We start from the raw sequence: 16,817 nt of genomic DNA on the forward strand, positions 1-16,817 counted from the left end.
GTCCGCCCCTGCCGATGCCGGCACGGGGGCCCCGGTCCCCACCCAGCCATCCTCCGCAATGCCCCGGGGGACGGCAAGGCCCGCCTGCCGCCAGACGGGCCACACCGGTGACGCGCGCCGGGCCGGTCAGCCCAGGGTCTGGGCCGCCGTCGGCGAGGAGTCCGCCAGGAACTGGGAGCAGCGCTCGTACTCCTCCTGCTCCCCGATCGCCTGGGCGGCGCGGGCGAGGGCGTGCAGCGCGCGCAGGAAGCCGCGGTTCGGCTCGTGCTCCCACGGGACCGGTCCGTGCCCCTTCCAGCCGTTGCGGCGCAGGGCGTCCAGGCCGCGGTGGTAGCCGGTACGGGCGTAGGCGTACGACTCCACGACCGAGCCCCGCTCGAACGCGTCGTCGGCCAGCTGGGCCCAGGCGAGGGACGAGGTGGGGTGCTGGGCGGCGACCTCCGCCGGCGCGGTACCGGCCGCGAGCGCCTCGCGGGGCTCCGGGTCGTCGGGGAGGTGGGTCGGGGGCGGTCCGCCGAGGAGGTTCTGGTGAATCGTCATGGGTTCAGTGTGTCGCACGGGCCACGGGAGGCGTCCCAAAGGGGCGCGCGAGCGGCCCGCACCCGGAACATCCCCACAGGAGCCGTACCCGGGAAGCGGCCGTACCTATCAGCCCCGCCACGCGCGCCGCCGCGTTGTCGACGCCGCCGGCCGGGCCCGCCCGGGCGGTGTCGACGGAGGCGAGGACCGTGGCCTCCCGCCGTTCGGGCGTGCCCCAGGTGTACGGCGGGCCCGGCGGCAGGGACTGCCGCCGGGCCCGCCGTGGGGTATCGCTTACTTGATCTTGTTGCCCGCCGAGCGCAGGTGCTGCGTGGCCTGCACGACGCGCGCGGCCATGCTCGCCTCGGCCAGCTTGCCCCAGGTACGCGGGTCGTAGGCCTTCTTGTTGCCGACCTCGCCGTCGACCTTCAGGACGCCGTCGTAGTTCTGGAACATGTGGGCGGCGACCGGGCGGGTGAAGGCGTACTGGGTGTCCGTGTCGATGTTCATCTTCACCACGCCGTTCTCCAGCGCGGTCAGGATCTCCTGCTCGGTGGAGCCGGAGCCGCCGTGGAAGACGAAGTCGAACGGGGACTCCTTGCCGAACCGGGCGGCGACGCCCTCGTTCAGCTCCTTCAGCAGCTCGGGACGGAGCACGACGTTGCCCGGCTTGTACACGCCGTGCACGTTGCCGAAGGACGCGGCCAGCAGGTAGCGGCCCTTCTCGCCCAGGCCCAGGGCCTCGGCGGTGCGGATGGCGTCGTCGACGGTGGTGTACAGCTCGTCGTTGATCTCGTGGGTGACGCCGTCCTCCTCACCGCCGGTCGGGGTGATCTCCACCTCCAGGATGATCTTGGCGGCGCGGGCCTGCTCCAGCAGCTCCTGCGCGATCTCCAGGTTGTCGGCGAGGGTCTCCGCGGAGCCGTCCCACATGTGCGACTGGAACAGCGGGGTGAGACCGGCGTCGACGCGCTTCTTGGACAGCGCGATCAGCGGACGCACGTACCCGTCGAGCTTGTCCTTCGGGCAGTGGTCGGTGTGCAGGGCGATGTTGACCGGGTACTTCTCGGCGATGACGTGCGCGAACTCGGCGAGCGCGACCGCGCCGGTCACCATGTCCTTGCTGTACTGGCCGCCGAGGAACTCCGCACCGCCGGTCGAGATCTGGACGATGCCGTCGCTCTCGGCCTCCGCGAAGCCGCGCAGCGCCGCGTTCAGGGTCTGCGTGGAGGTCACGTTGATGGCCGGGTAGGCGAACTTGCCTGCCTTCGCCCGGTCGAGCATCTCGTTGTAGACCTCGGGGGTTGCGATGGGCATCTGTCCGCTCCTTGTGTTGCGGGTAGGGGTTCTGCGTTACGGCCCTGACCTAGACCTGGGGGGCGACATCATCGTCGGCCCCATCTTCCCAGACATGACCCGATGGTCCACGCGCCGGTCAAGACCGGAACGACCGGATCGTCAGTCCAGCCCCAGTTCGTCCTTCGAGAAGGCGAAGCGGTAGGGAACACCCGCGCCCGCTTCGATCTTCTCTGCGGCTCCCGTCGCCCGGTCCACGATCGTGGCGACGGCGACGACCTCCGCGCCGGCCTCCCGCACGGCCTCGACGGCGGTCAGCGGGGAACCGCCGGTGGTGGAGGTGTCCTCGACCACCAGGACCCGGCGGCCCGCGATGTCCGGGCCCTCGACGCGCCGCTGGAGCCCGTGCGCCTTGGCCGCCTTGCGGACCACGAACGCGTCCAGGCGGCGGCCGCGCGCGGCGGCGGCGTGCAGCATGGCGGCGGCCACCGGGTCGGCGCCCATGGTGAGCCCGCCGACCGCGTCGAACTCCAGGTCCGCGGTCAGGTCCAGCAGCACCTGGCCGACCAGCGGGGCGGCCTCGCCGTCGAGGGTGATGCGGCGCAGGTCGACGTAGTAGTCGGCCTCCAGACCGGAGGAGAGCGTCACCTTGCCGTGCACCACGGCCTTGTCCTTGATCTGCTGCAGCAGCGCGCCGCGCACGTCGTCCGTCATGCCGACCAGCTTAGAGCCGACGCCAGCTCCAGGTCGTACTCGCCTCCAGCGGCTGAAGCGGGGTGACCAGGCGCGGAAGGGTGTTCAGGCCGTTGGGCGGGCCGGTCTGCGGCTCCACGCAGACGGCCTCGGCCTGCTCGTCGTAGACCACCACCCACTCCTCGCGGCTCGCCACCTTCAGCTCCAGCCGGTCCGGCCAGGTCAGGGTGACGTCCACCCCGCCGGGCATGCCGAAGCAGTCGTCCCAGGGGCCGGGCCGGGGGTCGGTGCGGTTGCCGGTGGGCAGGTGGTCGGCGCCGCGCTCCTCCTGCCAGGCGGGCGCGAAGTCCAGCCGTACGTCCGCGCCGTCGAGGTTCCGGTTGAACCACGGGTGCCAGCCGAGCTGCGCCGGGAAGGAGTCGTCGTACGCCTCCACGGACATGGTCAGGGTCAGGCCGTCCTCGGTGAGCGCGACGACCTGGGTGACGCGCCCGGGGTGCGGCCAGGGGTCGGTCAGCTCGTACGTGATCACCGCCTCGTCCGCCGAGACGCGCGCGGTGCGCCAGGCGCCGTCGCGCGCGGTGCCGTGGATGGCGTGCGGCGGGGAGTTGAGCGGCATCCGGCGGACGGTGCCGCCGTCCAGGAAGCGGCCGTCGCGGATCCGGCCGCACCAGGGCACCATCGGGAAGCAGCCGTAGCGCGGGCCCTGCCGCAGCAGCTCCAGGGAGCCGATCCGGAGCCCGCTGATCCGGCCGCCGTTCGCGGGGCTGACGCGCACTTCCGCTTCGCCTGCGGTCAGCGTGATGTCTTCGTTGCTCACGGGTCGACACTACTGGGGCGCGCGGCGGCTGTGCGGCGGCCGGTCAGCGTCGTCTGCGCAGGGCGCGGGTGACCACGATCGCCGAGGCCAGGGCGAAGGCCGCGGCGGGGGCCGCCCAGCGCAGGGCCGGGTTGCCGACGACGGTCTGGGGGGCGGGCACGGGGGCGTACCGGCCGCGCGGCGGGGCGTGGTCGACCTCCTCGGCGCTGCGCCCGATCATCGTCCGCCGGGCGTGCGCGGCCTCGGCGGGCGGCTCCCCGATCTCGGCGAAGTCCTCGGCGGGCACGTCGGGGTGGACGGGGCCGGCGTCCGCGGCGCCACGGGTGTCATCGGCCGCCGCGTTGCCGTCGTCCGCGTCCCCGTCCGGGTGGACCGTGTCTTGGTCGTCGCGGTCGTCGTGGTCGTCGCGGTCCAGCGAGGGCGGCGGGACCTCGGTGTCGAAGACGGAGCGGTGGGGTTCACCACCGGCCACCGCGGACTCGTCGCCCGCCGACGGCTCGCCTTCCGCCGACGGCTCGTCGTCCGCCGACGGCTCGCCCCCCGCCGGCGCCTCCTCCGCCGCCAGCGACTCCAGGAACCGGCTCAGCAGCCTCGTCGCCGCCGACGTCACCGACTCCGCCGGAAGTTCCGTGATCCGGCCGGACGCGGTCGCCGTGCCCTCCGCCGTGACCGTGCAGCCGTCCTCGGCGGCCGTGAGGCGCAGGGTCAGGGACAGCTTGACCGAACCGGTGCCGCGGGCCTCGGTGGCGTCGGCCTCGACACCGTAGGTGCCGTCGGCGCGCGGGGTCACCCGGGCCGTGCCCCGATAGGTCACGGAGTGCCCGCCGACGCGGAGCTTCAGGCGGCCGGTGATCGGTTCGGCACCGGCGTCCTGGTGCAGCCCGGGGACGGCGCGGACGACGCGAGCGGGGTCGCTCAGGGCCGCGCCGAGCCGGTCGGTGGAAGCCTGGACGAAGACCTGGTGCTCCATGGTCCGGGAGCCTACCCACTCGCGGCCGGAACTCACCCGGGCGTGCGGACGGCTCCGCGCCCGGCCCCCCGTTCACCCGCGCGCCCACCGGCCCGGGACAGGGCCTCAGTACCGCGGACGCACCAGCGTGGAGGCCCGCAGCCCGTCGATCCGGGTGCGGTCGGCGGCCCGCGCGTCCGCCGTCAGCCGGGCCTGGGTCAGTGTGCCCGGCCGCCAGGTGCCCAGGCGCAGGGGCGGCGGGGTGCGGCCCGGCGCCGCCAGCAGGAAGCCCCAGTCGTGTGGGGTCCGGGACGCGCCCGCCGAGCGGTCGGGCCCGGCCCGGGAGCCGCCGTCGTGGCCCGGCACCCGGTACGGGGAGACGCCGAAGCCGGCCACGCGGAGGGTCGCGGCGACGGTCCAGTAGGCGCGCGGGCGGGTGGTGACGGGACCGGCGTGCACCGCCAGGCGGCCGTGCGGGGCCAGCACCCGGCGGGCCAGGCCGTAGAACTCCTGGGAGTACAGCTTGGCGCCGGCGGTGATGCCGGGATCGGGCAGGTCGGCGACCACGACGTCGTACGCCCGCCCGCGCGCCCCCCGCAGCCAGGCGAGCGCGTCGCCGGTGGTGACATGGACGCGCGGGTCGGCGAAGGCGTGCGCGTTGGCGGCGGCGAGGCCGGGGTCGCGGCGGGACAGCTCCAGCAGGCCCGGGTCCAGTTCGACGAGGTCGACGCGGTGTACGTCGCGGCGGCGCAGCACCTCGCGGGCGGCCAGTCCGTCGCCGCCGCCGAGGATCAGCACGCGCGCGTGCGGGCCGGTCAGGGCCGGGTGGACCAGGGCCTCGTGGTAGCGGCGCTCGTCGCGGCCACCGACGCGGAGCCGGCCGTCCAGGAAGAGGTCGAGGGGCCGACCATGGGTGCCGCCGGCCAGGACGATCTCCTGCACGCCGGTCCGCACGGCCACCCGGACGTCCCCGCCGTACACGGCGTGCCGGGCGGCGCGTTCGAAGTCACCGGCGAGGGCGGCGGCACAGACGAGGACGCCGAGGACGAGGAGGCCGGCGCACAGCAGCAGCCGGCGGGCGCGGCGGCCGAGGTCGCGCCGGAACAGGCCGAGGACCAGGGCACCGCCCGCGACCACGTTGACCGTGCCGGTCAGCAGCGCGCCGGTCAGCTGGCCGAGGAACGGCAGGAGCAGGAAGGGAAAGGCGAGGCCGCCGACCAGGGCGCCGACGTAGTCGGCGGCGAACAGGTCGGCCACCGCGCCGCCCGCGTCCTGCCGCCGGACGCGCTGGATAAGTTCCATCAGCAGCGGCACCTCGGCGCCGATGAGCAGGCCGATGGCCAGGGAGAAGGCGACGAGCAGGCAGCGCGGACCGGCGGCCCAGACCCCGCCCCAGCCGGCGGTCCAGGCGAACACGGCGTACAGCGCCATGGCGCTGCATCCGCCGACCAGCGCGAGGGCCGTCTCCACCGCGACGAAGCCGGCCGCGGCGTGGCGGCGCAGCCGTTTGGCGCCGAGGGAGCCGATGCCCATGGCGAACACCATCACGGACAGCACCACGGACGCCTGGGTGACCGAGTCGCCGGTCAAGTACGAGGCGAACGCCACGAGTTCGAGTTCGTACACGAGTCCGCAGGCCGCGCACACGAAGACGCACGCGAGGACCAGGAACCGCCCGGTGCCGGGCCGGACGGGCAGCCGTGCGGGGCTCGTCCAGGAGGGCGGGGCGCCTGGGGGCGCGGGGGCGTGCGGTTCGATCACGCTGCGACGTTACGTCACATCCCGGGCACGCTTCGTCACCCACACGTGTGGATCTGGGGGCGGTTGACGCATTGCGGGTTTATGTCGCCGGAAAACGCGTAGGCCCGGCGCTCAGCTCGGCTGGGCCACCCGCGCCCGCTCGCCGACCCGGGTCCGGGTGGCCACCAGCTGCCCGTCCTGCGGGTAGGCGTGCCAGGTGCGCCAGTGCACCTGACCCTCGTACCGCTGGGCCAGCATCGCGGTGAAGGCGTGCGGGCTGCCCGGGAAGACCCCGGCGAGACCGTGCGGATGGTCGGAGACGAGGGCCAGCAGTTCCTGGGCGCGGCCCGCGAACGAGCCGGGGCTGAGCACCTCGACGCGGGCGGCGAACTCGTACTCCCAGTCGCCGACCCGTTTGGCGACGCCCAGCGGCAGCGGGGTACTGGAGCCCGGGATGCACGCGACCGTCTCCGAGCAGTTGCCCCGCTCCTCCTCCAGGAGCACCTGGTGGGAGGCGCCGAGCAGCCGCAACTGGAGTCTGGCGCCGGTGAGTTCGAGGTCGAGGGTGGCCAGGGCGGGCAGCGGTTCACGGCCCAGGGCCCAGGCGAGGTCGGCAGCGCGCGTATCGGTATAGGAGGTATTCAGGGTCGTGAGCATGGATCGGCTCCGCTAACACGCAATGGGGGGAAATCAGCCAATTTCAGCCCAGCCGGCCCGGCCGGTATGGGGAGTCAGGGGGCGTTCGAGGGGCTGCGTCGGCGTTTAGAGGGAACCATGAACAAGGCTGCCGCCACAGGGTTTTTACCCAACTTCGTTGGGTTTCCATCCCTCGGGGGGCTCACAGCTCACGTGTTCAACTACGGCGTGCGCCGGTCGTGAATAAGACACGCCGGGCGCCTACCGGATCTCTGTCCGGCGGACGCCCGGCGCGGTGTGGCCCGGATGCGCTTCCCCCCTTGCTCAGGAAGCCGGCTGCCCCGTGTCAGCCGCCTCCCCCGCATCCGCCCCCGCCGCCGCCACCGCCGCACGACGAGCCGCCGCCACAGGACGAACCCCCGCCGCAGGAGTGCCCCCCGTGCCCGTGTCCCCCGTGGTGCCCCGACGAGCCGGAGTCGCCGGCCCACCAGCTGCCCGACTCCGAGCCGCCGTAGACCGCGGCCGACGAGGACGACGACCCGCGGTACGCCCTGCCGCGTCCCCGGCCCCTGCCGGGCGCCGGCCTCGTCCGCCGGCTCCTGTGGCCCTGGCCCAGCGCGATGAACGCCACCAGGATCACCACCAGGATGATGCCCACGATCATGGCGTCACCCTCCTTCCGTTCCCCCGAAGCGGCCCCCCGTGGGCGCCTCGCCGTGTCACCGCCTCGCAAGCGGTGCCGGGGAGATGCCCGGCCGCCACGGCGGCCAAAGCGGAGTTGAGGAACTCCAGAGCTTGAGCGCAGGATGACGGGCATGACCTCCAGCGCGCGACCTCATCTGAACCGCCGGCTCGCCGAGTTCGGGACCACGATCTTCGCCGAGATGTCGGCGCTCGCCGTGGCGACCGGGTCGATCAACCTGGGCCAGGGCTTCCCGGACACCGACGGCCCCGAGGAGATCCGGGAGGCCGCCGTGCGGGCGCTGCGCGACGGCCGCGGCAACCAGTACCCGCCGGGCCCCGGCGTCCCCGAGCTGCGCACCGCGATCGCCGCGCACCAGCAGCGCCGCTACGGCCTGTCCTACGACCCCGACACCGAGGTGCTGGTCACGGCGGGCGCGACGGAGGCGATCGCCGCCGCGCTGCTGGCGCTGGTCGAGCCGGGCGACGAGGTGGTGGCGCTGGAGCCGTACTACGACTCGTACGCGGCGAGCATCGCGATGGCGGGCGGCCGGCGGGTGCCGGTGACCCTGCGGCCGCACGAGGGCCGCTTCCGGCTGGACCTGGACGAGCTGCGCGCGGCCGTCACCGACCGCACCCGGCTGCTGCTGATCAACACCCCGCACAACCCGACCGGCACCGTCCTCACCCGCGCAGAGCTGGCCGCCGTCGCCGAGCTGGCGGTGGAGCGGGACCTGCTGGTGGTGACCGACGAGGTGTACGAGCACCTGGTCTTCGACGACGCCGAGCACCTGCCGCTCGCCACGTTCCCGGGGATGCGCGAGCGCACGGTGAGCATCGGTTCGGCGGGCAAGACCTATTCGTTCACGGGCTGGAAGGTCGGCTGGGTGACGGCCGCGCCGGAGCTGGTCGGCGCGGTCCGCTCGGCCAAGCAGTTCCTGACCTACGTCGCCTCCGGGCCCTTCCAGTACGCGGTCGCCGAGGCGCTCGCGCTGCCCGACTCCTACTACGAGGAGTTCCGCCGGGGCATGCTGGCCCGCCGGGAGATCCTCGCCGAGGGGCTCACGGCGGCCGGGTTCGAGGTGTACCGGCCGGCCGGTACCTACTTCATCACCACCGACATCCGGCCGCTGGGCGAGAAGGACGGCTTCGCCTTCTGCCGGGCCCTGCCGGAGCGGGCGGGCGTGGTGGCCATCCCGAACGCGGTCTTCTACGACAACCGGGAGGCGGGGGCGCCGTTCGTGCGGTTCGCCTTCTGCAAAGGCGTCGAGGTGTTGCGGGAGGCGGCGGAGCGGCTGCGGACCATGTGAGCGCGGTGCCGCGTCCGGCCGGGGCGGGGCCCCGGCCGGACGCGGGGGGCCGCCTTACTCGGCGTCGCCCTCGGGCGCGCCGTCCTCGCCGCCCTCCGGGTCCAGGCCGAGCTGCTCCACCAGCCACTTGTCGAACTCGATCGCGGCCCGCACCCAGCTGACCGTGGAGGAGACGAAGTGGTTGATGTCGACGCCCGTGCCGATCAGCATCTGGGCCTCGCCGATCAGCCGGACGGTGCCGTCCTCGTGGGTGTGGGTGTACACCTTGGGCCACAGGGTGCGGCGGTTCCACTCGTCCACGGTCTCCAGCAGCCGCGGCTTGTCCTCGATCGCGTGCGGGCGGTCGAAGAAGGTCCGCACCGAGAAGATCGCCTGTTCGGGCTCGTCCCCGCGGAACATGAAGTAGGTGCGGAACTGCTCCCACGGCGCGACGAGGTCACCCTCCTCGTCCACGACGTACTTCAGCTCCATCTGGTCGAGGAGCTGCTTCACAAGGTCCTGATCCGGGAGGACGGGGCCCGCCGGTCCTTGGGGCTGCGGTTCGGGCTGGCCCCCGAAGTTCGGAATCGAGGACGGGTCGATGCTCACCGTGTTTTTCCCTTCATGCGGATGCCGCCATCCTCCCCCATGCGGGGAGGGGCGTGGCAAGCCCCGACCCACCGCTCAGCCCTGAGCTGAAGGGCCGTGTCAAAGCGCCCGGCCCTGGAACCGGGGGCCGGGCCGGACCGCCCGGCCCAGGTCCGGGGAGCGCGTCAGAGCGTCTTGCCGGTGGCCGGGCCCACCAGCAGCCCCTCGCCGAAGCGGTCCACGCGGACCGTGTCGCCGTCCTTGACCTCGCCGGACAGGATCTCCTTGGCCAGCCGGTCGCCGATGGCGCTCTGCACCAGGCGGCGCAGCGGGCGGGCGCCGTAGGCCGGGTCCAGGCCCTCCTCCGCGAGCCAGGCCAGCGCCTGCGGGCTCACCTCCAGGGTGAGCCGCCGCTCGGCCAGCCGCCGGGCGAGCCGGTCGATCTGCAGCCGGGCGATCCGCTCCAGCTCGGGCTTGGTCAGCGCGGAGAAGACCACCAGGTCGTCCAGCCGGTTGAGGAACTCGGGCTTGAACGAGGCCCGCACCACCTCCAGCACCTGCTCCCGCTTCTGCTCCTCGCCGGTCAGCGGGTCCATCAGGAACTGGCTGCCCAGGTTGGAGGTGAGCACCAGGATCGTGTTGCGGAAGTCGACGGTGCGGCCCTGGCCGTCGGTGAGCCGGCCGTCGTCCAGCACCTGGAGCAGGACGTCGAAGACCTCCGGGTGGGCCTTCTCCACCTCGTCCAGCAGCACCACGCTGTACGGGCGCCGCCGCACGGCCTCGGTGAGCTGGCCGCCCTCCTCGTAACCGACGTAGCCGGGGGGCGCGCCGACCAGCCGGGCCACGCTGTGCTTCTCGCCGTACTCCGACATGTCGACGCGGACCATGGCCCGCTCGTCGTCGAAGAGGAAGTCCGCGAGCGCCTTGGCCAGTTCGGTCTTGCCGACGCCGGTCGGGCCGAGGAAGAGGAAGGAGCCGGTGGGACGGTCGGGGTCGGCGATGCCGGCGCGGGAGCGGCGCACGGCGTCCGACACGGCGCGCACGGCCTCGCTCTGGCCGATCAGCCGCTTGCCGATCTCCTCCTCCATGCGCAGCAGCTTCTGCGTCTCGCCCTCCATCAGCCGGCCGGCCGGGATGCCGGTCCAGGCGGCGACCACGTCGGCGATGTCGTCGGCGCCGACCTCCTCCTTGACCATGGTGTCCGGGGCGGCCTCCTCCTCGGCGGCGGAGGCGGCCTCCAGCTCCTTCTCCAGCTGCGGGATCTCCCCGTACAGCAGCTTGGCCGCGGTGTCGAAGTCACCGTCGCGCTGGGCCCGTTCGGCCTGTCCGCGCAGGTCGTCCAGCTTCTCCTTCAGCTCGCCGACCCGGTTGAGGGACTGCTTCTCCTTCTCCCAGCGGGCGGTGAGGCCGCGCAGCTCCTCCTCCTTGTCGGCGAGGTCGCGGCGCAGCTTCTCCAGCCGCTCGCGGGAAGCCGGGTCGGTCTCCTTGCCGATCGCCAGCTCCTCCATCCGCAGCCGGTCGACGGCGCGCTGGAGCTCGTCGATCTCCACCGGGGAGGAGTCGATCTCCATGCGCAGCCGGGAGGCGGACTCGTCCACCAGGTCGATGGCCTTGTCCGGCAGGAAGCGGGAGGTGATGTACCGGTCGGACAGGGTGGCGGCGGCCACCAGCGCGCTGTCGGCGATCTGCACCTTGTGGTGGGCCTCGTAGCGGCCCTTCAGCCCGCGCAGGATGGCGATGGTGTCCTCGACGGAGGGCTCGGCGACCAGGACCTGCTGGAAGCGGCGCTCCAGCGCGGGGTCCTTCTCGATCCGCTCCCGGTACTCGTCCAGGGTGGTGGCGCCGACCATGCGCAGTTCGCCGCGGGCGAGCATGGGCTTGAGCATGTTGCCCGCGTCCATGGCCGAGTCGCCGCCGGCGCCGGCGCCCACGACGGTGTGCAGCTCGTCGATGAAGGTGATGATCTGGCCGTCGGAGTCCTTGATCTCGGCGAGGACGGCCTTCAGCCGCTCCTCGAACTCGCCGCGGTACTTGGCGCCGGCCACCATCGCGCCGAGGTCGAGCGCGACCAGCCGCTTGTCCTTCAGCGACTCGGGCACGTCGCCCTTGACGATCCGCTGGGCGAGCCCCTCCACGACGGCGGTCTTGCCGACGCCGGGCTCGCCGATGAGGACCGGGTTGTTCTTCGTGCGGCGGCTGAGCACCTGGACGACCCGCCGGATCTCCTGGTCCCGTCCGATGACCGGGTCCAGCCGGCCCTCGCGGGCGGCGGCGGTGAAGTCGGTGCCGAACTTCTCCAGGGCCTTGTACTGGCCCTCGGGGTCGGCGGTGGTCACGCGGCGTCCTCCCCTGGCCTTTCTGAAGGCCTCCAGCAGCTTCTTGGCGTCGGCGCCCTGCCCGGTGAGCAGTTCGCCCGCGGCACCGCCCTGCGCGGCGATGCCGATCAGCAGGTGCTCGGTGGACAGGTAGTCGTCGCCCAGCTCCCTGGCGCGCTCCCCGGCGTCGGCGATCACGGCCAGCAGCTCGCGGTTGGGCTGCGGCGGCGCCACGGTGGACCCGGTCACGCTGGGCAGCCCGGCCAGGATCCGCTCGGCGCCGGAGCGCACGGCCGCCTGGTCGGCGTCGACCGCGGCGAGCAGGTCGGTGATGTTCTCGTTGTCCCGCCCCTGGAGCAGAGCCAGCAGCAGGTGGGCGGGGGTCAGGTCCGGGTGCCCCCCGGTCACGGCGCGATGACTCGCGGCGTTGATCGCGTCCCGGCTCCTGTTGGTCAGCTCGGCGTCCACGTCTGCGTTCTCCTCCTCGACCGCTTCCCAGTGCTGACTTAACCAGCGTACACAAAGTTGAGTCTATTCCGCTCAAGCTTCGAAGGGGAGTGCCGAGGGGCTAGGTTGCGCGCATGACGAGGAACTCCACGGACCCGGGTGCCCCCGGCGAGTCGTACCTCGCCTTCTGGCGGGAACGGCATCTGTGCACCCTGACGACCCTGCGCCCGGACGGCAGCCCGCACGTGGTCCCGGTGGGGGTGACGTACGACGCCGGGGCCCGGCTGGCCCGGGTGATCACCAGCGGGACCAGCGCGAAGGCCCGGTACGTGGCGGCGGCGGGCGAGGCGGGCGCCCGGGTCGCGGTGTGCCAGGTGGACGGCCGGCGCTGGGCGACGCTGGAGGGGCGGGCGCGGGTGCGGACCGAGCCGGAGCGGGTGGCCGAGGCGGAGCGGCGCTACGCCGAGCGCTATCAGCGCGCGCCCCGGCGGAACCCGGCGCGCGTGGTGATCGAGATCGAGGTCTCCCGGACGCTCGGCAACGCCTGATGAGCGGCGATTTTCGGCCAGCATGGAAATGTCTGCATACCTCGATATATCCCCGCAAACGGCAGCGGCGTCACCGTGTTCAGGTCACGGTGACGCCGCTGCGGGGGGAAGTACCTGAGCGATCTTTTACGACGGGGGAATCGCGTCAGGCACTGCGGGGGGTGGCCGAGATGGTCCTCAGGTCGGACTCCTCCGGCTCGGTCAGCCGGTGGTCCCGCTGGTCCAGGTTCACAAAGATCATTCCGTACCGGATGGCACATCGCACCGGCTGCGGGGCACCGCGCGGCCTGCGCAGGCACCGGTACGCCCGCACGTCCCCGTCCTCGTCCCGGGTGACGACGACCGGTTCGCCGAACACGGTCACCATCAGCGAATCACCGCTGTGGGGGATGGCGGTGACCAGGTCGATGAAGTGCCAGCCGGACCGGTACGCGGTGGCCATTTCGCGACGGAAGGAGCGGTCGTCGGGTGGAGTGGTCATGACTCCACGGCCCAACTGCTGTCCGCCGGCGGGACCCACGAGCTGTCGCCCGGGACATCGGACGCCACGATCACCCAGCTGCTGTCACCGGCGCCGGCGCCAGCAGCGGCCTGTACGCGCCAACTGCTGTCCTGTGCGACAGCATCCTTCGTCCCCGCATGACCGGTCAGTACGCCGAAGGCCAAGGCGGCGGAGAAGGCGGCGACAAGCGCCGAGCGAAGCATTGTCTTATGCATAGTCGGCTTCGTCCTCATGTGAAGGTCACCTCTCCCCCGTCCGGATACGACGATGGCCCATTCCGGCACGTCATGGCCACACAAACGATGCATCATGTTCCTGCACGTTCATGACCCTGGGGGGTGGAGATTTGGCGATAAACGAGATTAAACGGACACATCCCCACGGGCTGACCGACCTGTGCGAGGAAGGGAGCCGTCTGTACGGGAATGCCCTCCGGACGGGGCGCATAGCCCGTGCCGACGTGGAAGCCGCGCCCTGCCTGATGGAGTTCGCCCTCCTCCACCCCGACCCCGACGATCCCAACTGGCTGCGCCCGGTGCCCCCGACCATCGCCCTGGCCCAGCGACTCAACCCGATCGAGCAGGAGATCACCCAGCGCCGCCGGGAGTCCATCGAACTCGCCGACGCTTTCGAGCCGTTCATGAGCATCAGCGCCCAGCCGACGGCGACCACCCACTCCATCACCGTGCTGGAGGGCCTGGACCGGATCAACGCCGCGCTGGATCTGGCCACCTCCCAGTGCCAGAGCGAGATGCTCACGGTCCAGCCGAGCCGCCGACGGCTCGAACACACCCTCGCCAAGGCCCTGGAGCGCGACCGCCCGCTGATCGAGCGGGGCTGCCGCATCCGCACCCTCTACCAGCACCCCGCCCGCTACAGCCCCGAGACGCTGGCCTACGTGGCCCAGTTCGCCGACGGCAAGGTGGAGTACCGGACGATCGACGAACTGGCCGAGCGGCTGATCATCTGCGACGAGACGGTGGCCTTCATCCCCACCCGGGACGACGGGGAGGTCGCGCTCGAACTGCGCCACCCCGGGCTCGTGCGCTATCTGGTCAAGGTCTTCGAGTTCATGTGGGCCCGCGCGGTCCCGCTGAGCGCCGGCGCGCCCTACGAGACCGCCTCCGACGGCATCACCGAGGTCCAGCACTCCATAGCCAAGCTCCTGGTCGAGGGGCATGTGGACGAGGCCATCGCCCGCCGCCTCGGCATGAACGTGCGCACCTGCCGGGCCCACATCGCCAAGCTGGCCCACGCCCTCGGCAGCGGCAGCCGCGCCCAACTCGGTTATCTCATCGCCCAGTCCGGCATCCTGGACCGCGGCCACTGAGCCGCCACGCCCGGTTCAGCCCGCCGGGGGTTCCGGGTCCGCGCCGGCCATCGTCCCGGCCGGCCGGGACGGACGGTGGCCGTCCAGGCCCACCTGGGCGATGCGCACGCCGAGCTGGGTCCGGCTGGCCGCGCCCAGGGTCTCCGACAGCCGGGCGATGTGCGCCCGGCAGGTACGCACGCTGATGCCCAGCCGCTCGGCGATCACCGCGTCCTGGTGGCCCTCCGCCAGCAGCGCGGCGATGGACTGCTCCCGGTGCGAGATCCCCTCGATACCGGTGTCCGGCAGCGGCGCCGTCAGCGGGATGGCCAGCCGCCACAGCCGCTCGAAGACCGTCACCAGATACTCCACCAGCGCCGGGTGGCGCAGTTCCAGGGCCATCGTGCGGTCGGCGTTGGCGGGGACGAAGGCAACCGTGCGGTCGAAGAGGATCAGCCGGTCGATCACCTCGTCCAGGGTCCGGGCCTCCACCGTGTCGCCCATCAGCTCCAGGTAGTTCAGCAGTCCCTGCCCGTGCCGCGCCACGTGCGTGTACAGGGCGCGCATGCGCACGCCCCGGCCGCGCAGCGCCAGCGCCCGGTGCAGGCCCTCGGTGAGTTCCGCCTCCCGCCGGATGCCGCCGGGCTGCACGGTGAGCACCTCGGTGGTGCATGCCTCGGTCGCCTCGTCCATCGCGGCCTGGATGCGCGAGAGCCCGTCCAGCACCCGGATGGCGCTGCCCTCGGCCGGTGCCGCCAGGGCGTCCCGCTGCCGGCCCAGGCCCGCGTACCACTCGAACGCGGCCACCGCCGAACCCACCCGCCGCTGGCTCGCGCTGACCTCGTCGTAGACCCCGCGCAGCAGCCGGGTCATGACCTCCTGCGGGGAGGTCGGCACCAGCCAGTCCATGTCGTCGGGATCGGGGTGCAGCAGCGCCAGGTCCAGCAGGCAGGGCACGGGTTCGGCGTCCGAGCGCGGCACCCGCCCCCGGCGCACGGCACGGGAGTACACCCGGTCCCCGGCCTCACACAGCCGGTCGGCACCGTGAGGATGCTCCTCCGCCCCGTGCCCGGCCATCGCCCATTTCACCCCCGGTGTGCTGCCACTTCCGCAGCGCAACTATGCGCGGCGCCGACCGGCTCCGCAACACGGGTGCCCCGACGACGGCGTCCAAGTGGTGGCGTTCCGCCCGGGTTTGGGTGGCGCTCGGCCTTCGCGTCACACCAGGGCGGTTGGGGCGGCGCGCCGGCGGCTTCGGCGCCGCCGGTCACGCCCCGGACCGGCTCACCGCCGGTCACCCGCCGGGCGGGTCACTTCAGCCCGAGCGCCGCGCAGGCCGTCCGGTACCTGGCGGTGCAGATGTCACCGGCCGAGTAGATGCCGTCCGCGATGACCGTGTCCTTGATGGTGTCCTTGGTCAGCGCGCTCACCTGGAGCAGCCGCGCCGGGATGTCCTTGGTGGTGGGGCTGTCCACCCGGTCCCGGGTGAGGGCGTCGAACTGGATGTCCTTGCCCTGGACGCGCAGGACGGCCATCTGCGCGGCGGCCTCGGCCTCGTCCGGGTAGGACTTGTAGACGCTCATGTACTGCTCGCCGGCCACGACCCGCTGCACCGCGTCCAGGTCGGCGTCCTGGCCGGTGACCGGGGGCAGACTGGTGACGCCGGCCGCCTTCAGGGCCTTGATGACACCGCCCGCCATGCCGTCGTTGGCGGAGTAGACACCGGCGATGCCGGCCTTGCCGAGCTTGGCGATCGCCTTGGCCATGTTCGCCTCGGCGTTCTCCGGCTTCCAGTCCGTGGTGTCGTAGCTGTCGGCGATCGTCACCTTGCCGTTCAGCTCGGAGAGCGCGCCCTGCTTGAACTGCTTGGCGTTGGGGTCGGTGGGCGAGCCGTTCATCATCACGATCTTGTCGGAGGTGTCGGCGGTCGAGCCCAGCGCCTCCAGCAGGGTCCGGCCCTGCACCTCGCCGACCAGTTCGTTGTCGAAGGAGACGTAGGCGTCGATCGGCCCCTCGGCCAGGCGGTCGTAGGCGATGACCGGGATGCCCGCGTCCTTGGCCTTCTGCACCTCGCCGGCGATGGCGTGCGCGTCCACCGCGTCCAGCAGGATGACGTCGGCCTTGGCGTCGATCATGTTCCGCAGCTGTTCGGCCTGGCGGGCGGCGCTCGCCTCGGCGTTGGCGTACTCGACCTTGCCCTTGTTCTTGGTGAGCTCGGCGACCTTGCGCTTGATGATGGGGTAGTCGAACATGTCGTAGCGGGTGTTCGCCTTCTCCGGCAGCAGCAGGCCCACGGTGACGTCGTCGCCCTTGGTCGGACTCGCGCTCGCCCCGTCCTCCGTCGCGTTCAGCACACCGCAGCCGGCGAGCGAGAGGGTCATCGTGGAGGCGGCCACGGACATGGCGATACGACGCATTCGGGGACTCACTTCAGGAGTGGTACGGAGGGGTACTGCGCTACGACCAGATGTCTGAAAAGACAACG

Annotated in this window: 15 protein-coding genes; 3 read left to right on the forward strand and 12 right to left on the reverse strand. The window is 72.4% G+C overall.

Annotated features, from left to right (window positions below; all coding sequences use genetic code 11):
- Window positions 1–126: 126 nt before the first annotated feature.
- The 7 genes from ACSURM_RS17155 to ACSURM_RS17185 form a co-directional block, all read right to left on the reverse strand.
- Window positions 127–540, reverse strand: coding sequence for a DUF3151 domain-containing protein (locus ACSURM_RS17155; RefSeq protein ID WP_436956045.1), 414 nt, complete (start codon window positions 538–540; stop codon window positions 127–129).
- Between the two features lie 273 nt (window positions 541–813).
- Window positions 814–1,836: a class II fructose-bisphosphate aldolase gene (gene fbaA / locus ACSURM_RS17160; protein ID WP_030790871.1), complete on the reverse strand. Its 1,023-nt coding sequence runs from the start codon at window positions 1,834–1,836 to the stop codon at window positions 814–816.
- Window positions 1,837–1,977: 141 nt separating this feature from the next.
- The gene (gene pyrE / locus ACSURM_RS17165; RefSeq protein WP_030620592.1) at window positions 1,978–2,529 is read right to left on the reverse strand and encodes an orotate phosphoribosyltransferase; all 552 of its coding nucleotides are present in this window, start codon (window positions 2,527–2,529) and stop codon (window positions 1,978–1,980) included.
- A 10-nt stretch (window positions 2,530–2,539) separates the two neighbouring features.
- On the reverse strand, window positions 2,540–3,328 hold the full coding sequence (locus ACSURM_RS17170) for an aldose 1-epimerase (RefSeq protein WP_189998942.1): 789 nt from the start codon (window positions 3,326–3,328) through the stop codon (window positions 2,540–2,542).
- 43 nt (window positions 3,329–3,371) lie between these two features.
- A complete protein-coding gene (locus ACSURM_RS17175) occupies window positions 3,372–4,298 on the reverse strand; it encodes an SRPBCC family protein (protein ID WP_436956047.1) in 927 nt (308 codons plus the stop codon).
- Window positions 4,299–4,403: 105 nt separating this feature from the next.
- Window positions 4,404–6,038 carry a polyamine aminopropyltransferase gene (locus ACSURM_RS17180; RefSeq protein ID WP_436956049.1) on the reverse strand — a complete coding sequence of 545 codons (1,635 nt, stop codon included), beginning with the start codon at window positions 6,036–6,038 and terminating at the stop codon, window positions 4,404–4,406.
- A gap of 111 nt (window positions 6,039–6,149) precedes the next feature.
- Entirely contained in the window at window positions 6,150–6,674 is a 525-nt protein-coding gene (locus ACSURM_RS17185; protein ID WP_436956051.1) for a DUF2617 family protein, read from the reverse strand.
- A gap of 785 nt (window positions 6,675–7,459) precedes the next feature.
- Here ACSURM_RS17185 and ACSURM_RS17190 point away from each other — a divergent pair.
- Complete coding sequence (locus tag ACSURM_RS17190; protein WP_436956053.1) at window positions 7,460–8,644, forward strand: pyridoxal phosphate-dependent aminotransferase; 1,185 nt, start codon at window positions 7,460–7,462, stop codon at window positions 8,642–8,644.
- Between the two features lie 54 nt (window positions 8,645–8,698).
- Here the strand turns inward: ACSURM_RS17190 and ACSURM_RS17195 are convergent, their stop codons facing one another.
- Both ACSURM_RS17195 and clpB read right to left on the reverse strand, forming a co-directional pair.
- On the reverse strand, window positions 8,699–9,232 hold the full coding sequence (locus ACSURM_RS17195) for a YbjN domain-containing protein (protein ID WP_359050639.1): 534 nt from the start codon (window positions 9,230–9,232) through the stop codon (window positions 8,699–8,701).
- 164 nt (window positions 9,233–9,396) lie between these two features.
- Complete coding sequence (clpB, locus tag ACSURM_RS17200) at window positions 9,397–11,994, reverse strand: ATP-dependent chaperone ClpB (protein WP_436956055.1); 2,598 nt, start codon at window positions 11,992–11,994, stop codon at window positions 9,397–9,399.
- Between the two features lie 113 nt (window positions 11,995–12,107).
- Here clpB and ACSURM_RS17205 point away from each other — a divergent pair, with 113 nt between their 5' ends.
- Window positions 12,108–12,521, forward strand: a complete 414-nt coding sequence (locus ACSURM_RS17205; protein ID WP_436956057.1) for a TIGR03618 family F420-dependent PPOX class oxidoreductase — start codon at window positions 12,108–12,110, stop codon at window positions 12,519–12,521.
- 145 nt (window positions 12,522–12,666) lie between these two features.
- Here the strand turns inward: ACSURM_RS17205 and ACSURM_RS17210 are convergent, their stop codons facing one another.
- On the reverse strand, window positions 12,667–13,002 hold the full coding sequence (locus tag ACSURM_RS17210; protein WP_359050645.1) for a hypothetical protein: 336 nt from the start codon (window positions 13,000–13,002) through the stop codon (window positions 12,667–12,669).
- A gap of 346 nt (window positions 13,003–13,348) precedes the next feature.
- Between ACSURM_RS17210 and ACSURM_RS17215 the strand changes: the two genes are divergently transcribed.
- Complete coding sequence (locus tag ACSURM_RS17215) at window positions 13,349–14,353, forward strand: helix-turn-helix transcriptional regulator (RefSeq protein ID WP_436956059.1); 1,005 nt, start codon at window positions 13,349–13,351, stop codon at window positions 14,351–14,353.
- A 15-nt stretch (window positions 14,354–14,368) separates the two neighbouring features.
- Here the strand turns inward: ACSURM_RS17215 and ACSURM_RS17220 are convergent, their stop codons facing one another.
- Together ACSURM_RS17220 and ACSURM_RS17225 are read right to left on the reverse strand one after the other, a co-directional pair.
- Window positions 14,369–15,409: a LuxR C-terminal-related transcriptional regulator gene (locus ACSURM_RS17220; protein ID WP_436956060.1), complete on the reverse strand. Its 1,041-nt coding sequence runs from the start codon at window positions 15,407–15,409 to the stop codon at window positions 14,369–14,371.
- A 233-nt stretch (window positions 15,410–15,642) separates the two neighbouring features.
- Window positions 15,643–16,749 (reverse strand): sugar ABC transporter substrate-binding protein, encoded by a 1,107-nt coding sequence (locus ACSURM_RS17225; RefSeq protein ID WP_436956061.1) that lies wholly within the window; start codon window positions 16,747–16,749, stop codon window positions 15,643–15,645.
- Window positions 16,750–16,817 lie beyond the last annotated feature (68 nt).

It is taken from the genome of Streptomyces sp. SudanB182_2057, from assembly GCF_964272715.1.
Taxonomy (GTDB): Bacteria; Actinomycetota; Actinomycetes; order Streptomycetales; family Streptomycetaceae; genus Streptomyces; species Streptomyces rubradiris.

Excerpts from the sequence above, each read along its gene's own strand:
- ACSURM_RS17210 (WP_359050645.1), bottom strand. The coding sequence starts at position 13,002 with ATGACCACTCCACCCGACGACCGCTCCTTCCGTCGCGAAATGGCCACC.
- ACSURM_RS17215 (WP_436956059.1), top strand. The coding sequence starts at position 13,349 with ATGACCCTGGGGGGTGGAGATTTGGCGATAAACGAGATTAAACGGACA.
- ACSURM_RS17220 (WP_436956060.1), bottom strand. The coding sequence starts at position 15,409 with ATGGCCGGGCACGGGGCGGAGGAGCATCCTCACGGTGCCGACCGGCTG.
- ACSURM_RS17185 (WP_436956051.1), bottom strand. The coding sequence starts at position 6,674 with ATGCTCACGACCCTGAATACCTCCTATACCGATACGCGCGCTGCCGAC.
- ACSURM_RS17225 (WP_436956061.1), bottom strand. The coding sequence starts at position 16,749 with ATGCGTCGTATCGCCATGTCCGTGGCCGCCTCCACGATGACCCTCTCG.
- ACSURM_RS17175 (WP_436956047.1), bottom strand. The coding sequence starts at position 4,298 with ATGGAGCACCAGGTCTTCGTCCAGGCTTCCACCGACCGGCTCGGCGCG.
- pyrE (WP_030620592.1), bottom strand. The coding sequence starts at position 2,529 with ATGACGGACGACGTGCGCGGCGCGCTGCTGCAGCAGATCAAGGACAAG.
- fbaA (WP_030790871.1), bottom strand. The coding sequence starts at position 1,836 with ATGCCCATCGCAACCCCCGAGGTCTACAACGAGATGCTCGACCGGGCG.
- ACSURM_RS17205 (WP_436956057.1), top strand. The coding sequence starts at position 12,108 with ATGACGAGGAACTCCACGGACCCGGGTGCCCCCGGCGAGTCGTACCTC.
- ACSURM_RS17155 (WP_436956045.1), bottom strand. The coding sequence starts at position 540 with ATGACGATTCACCAGAACCTCCTCGGCGGACCGCCCCCGACCCACCTC.
- ACSURM_RS17190 (WP_436956053.1), top strand. The coding sequence starts at position 7,460 with ATGACGGGCATGACCTCCAGCGCGCGACCTCATCTGAACCGCCGGCTC.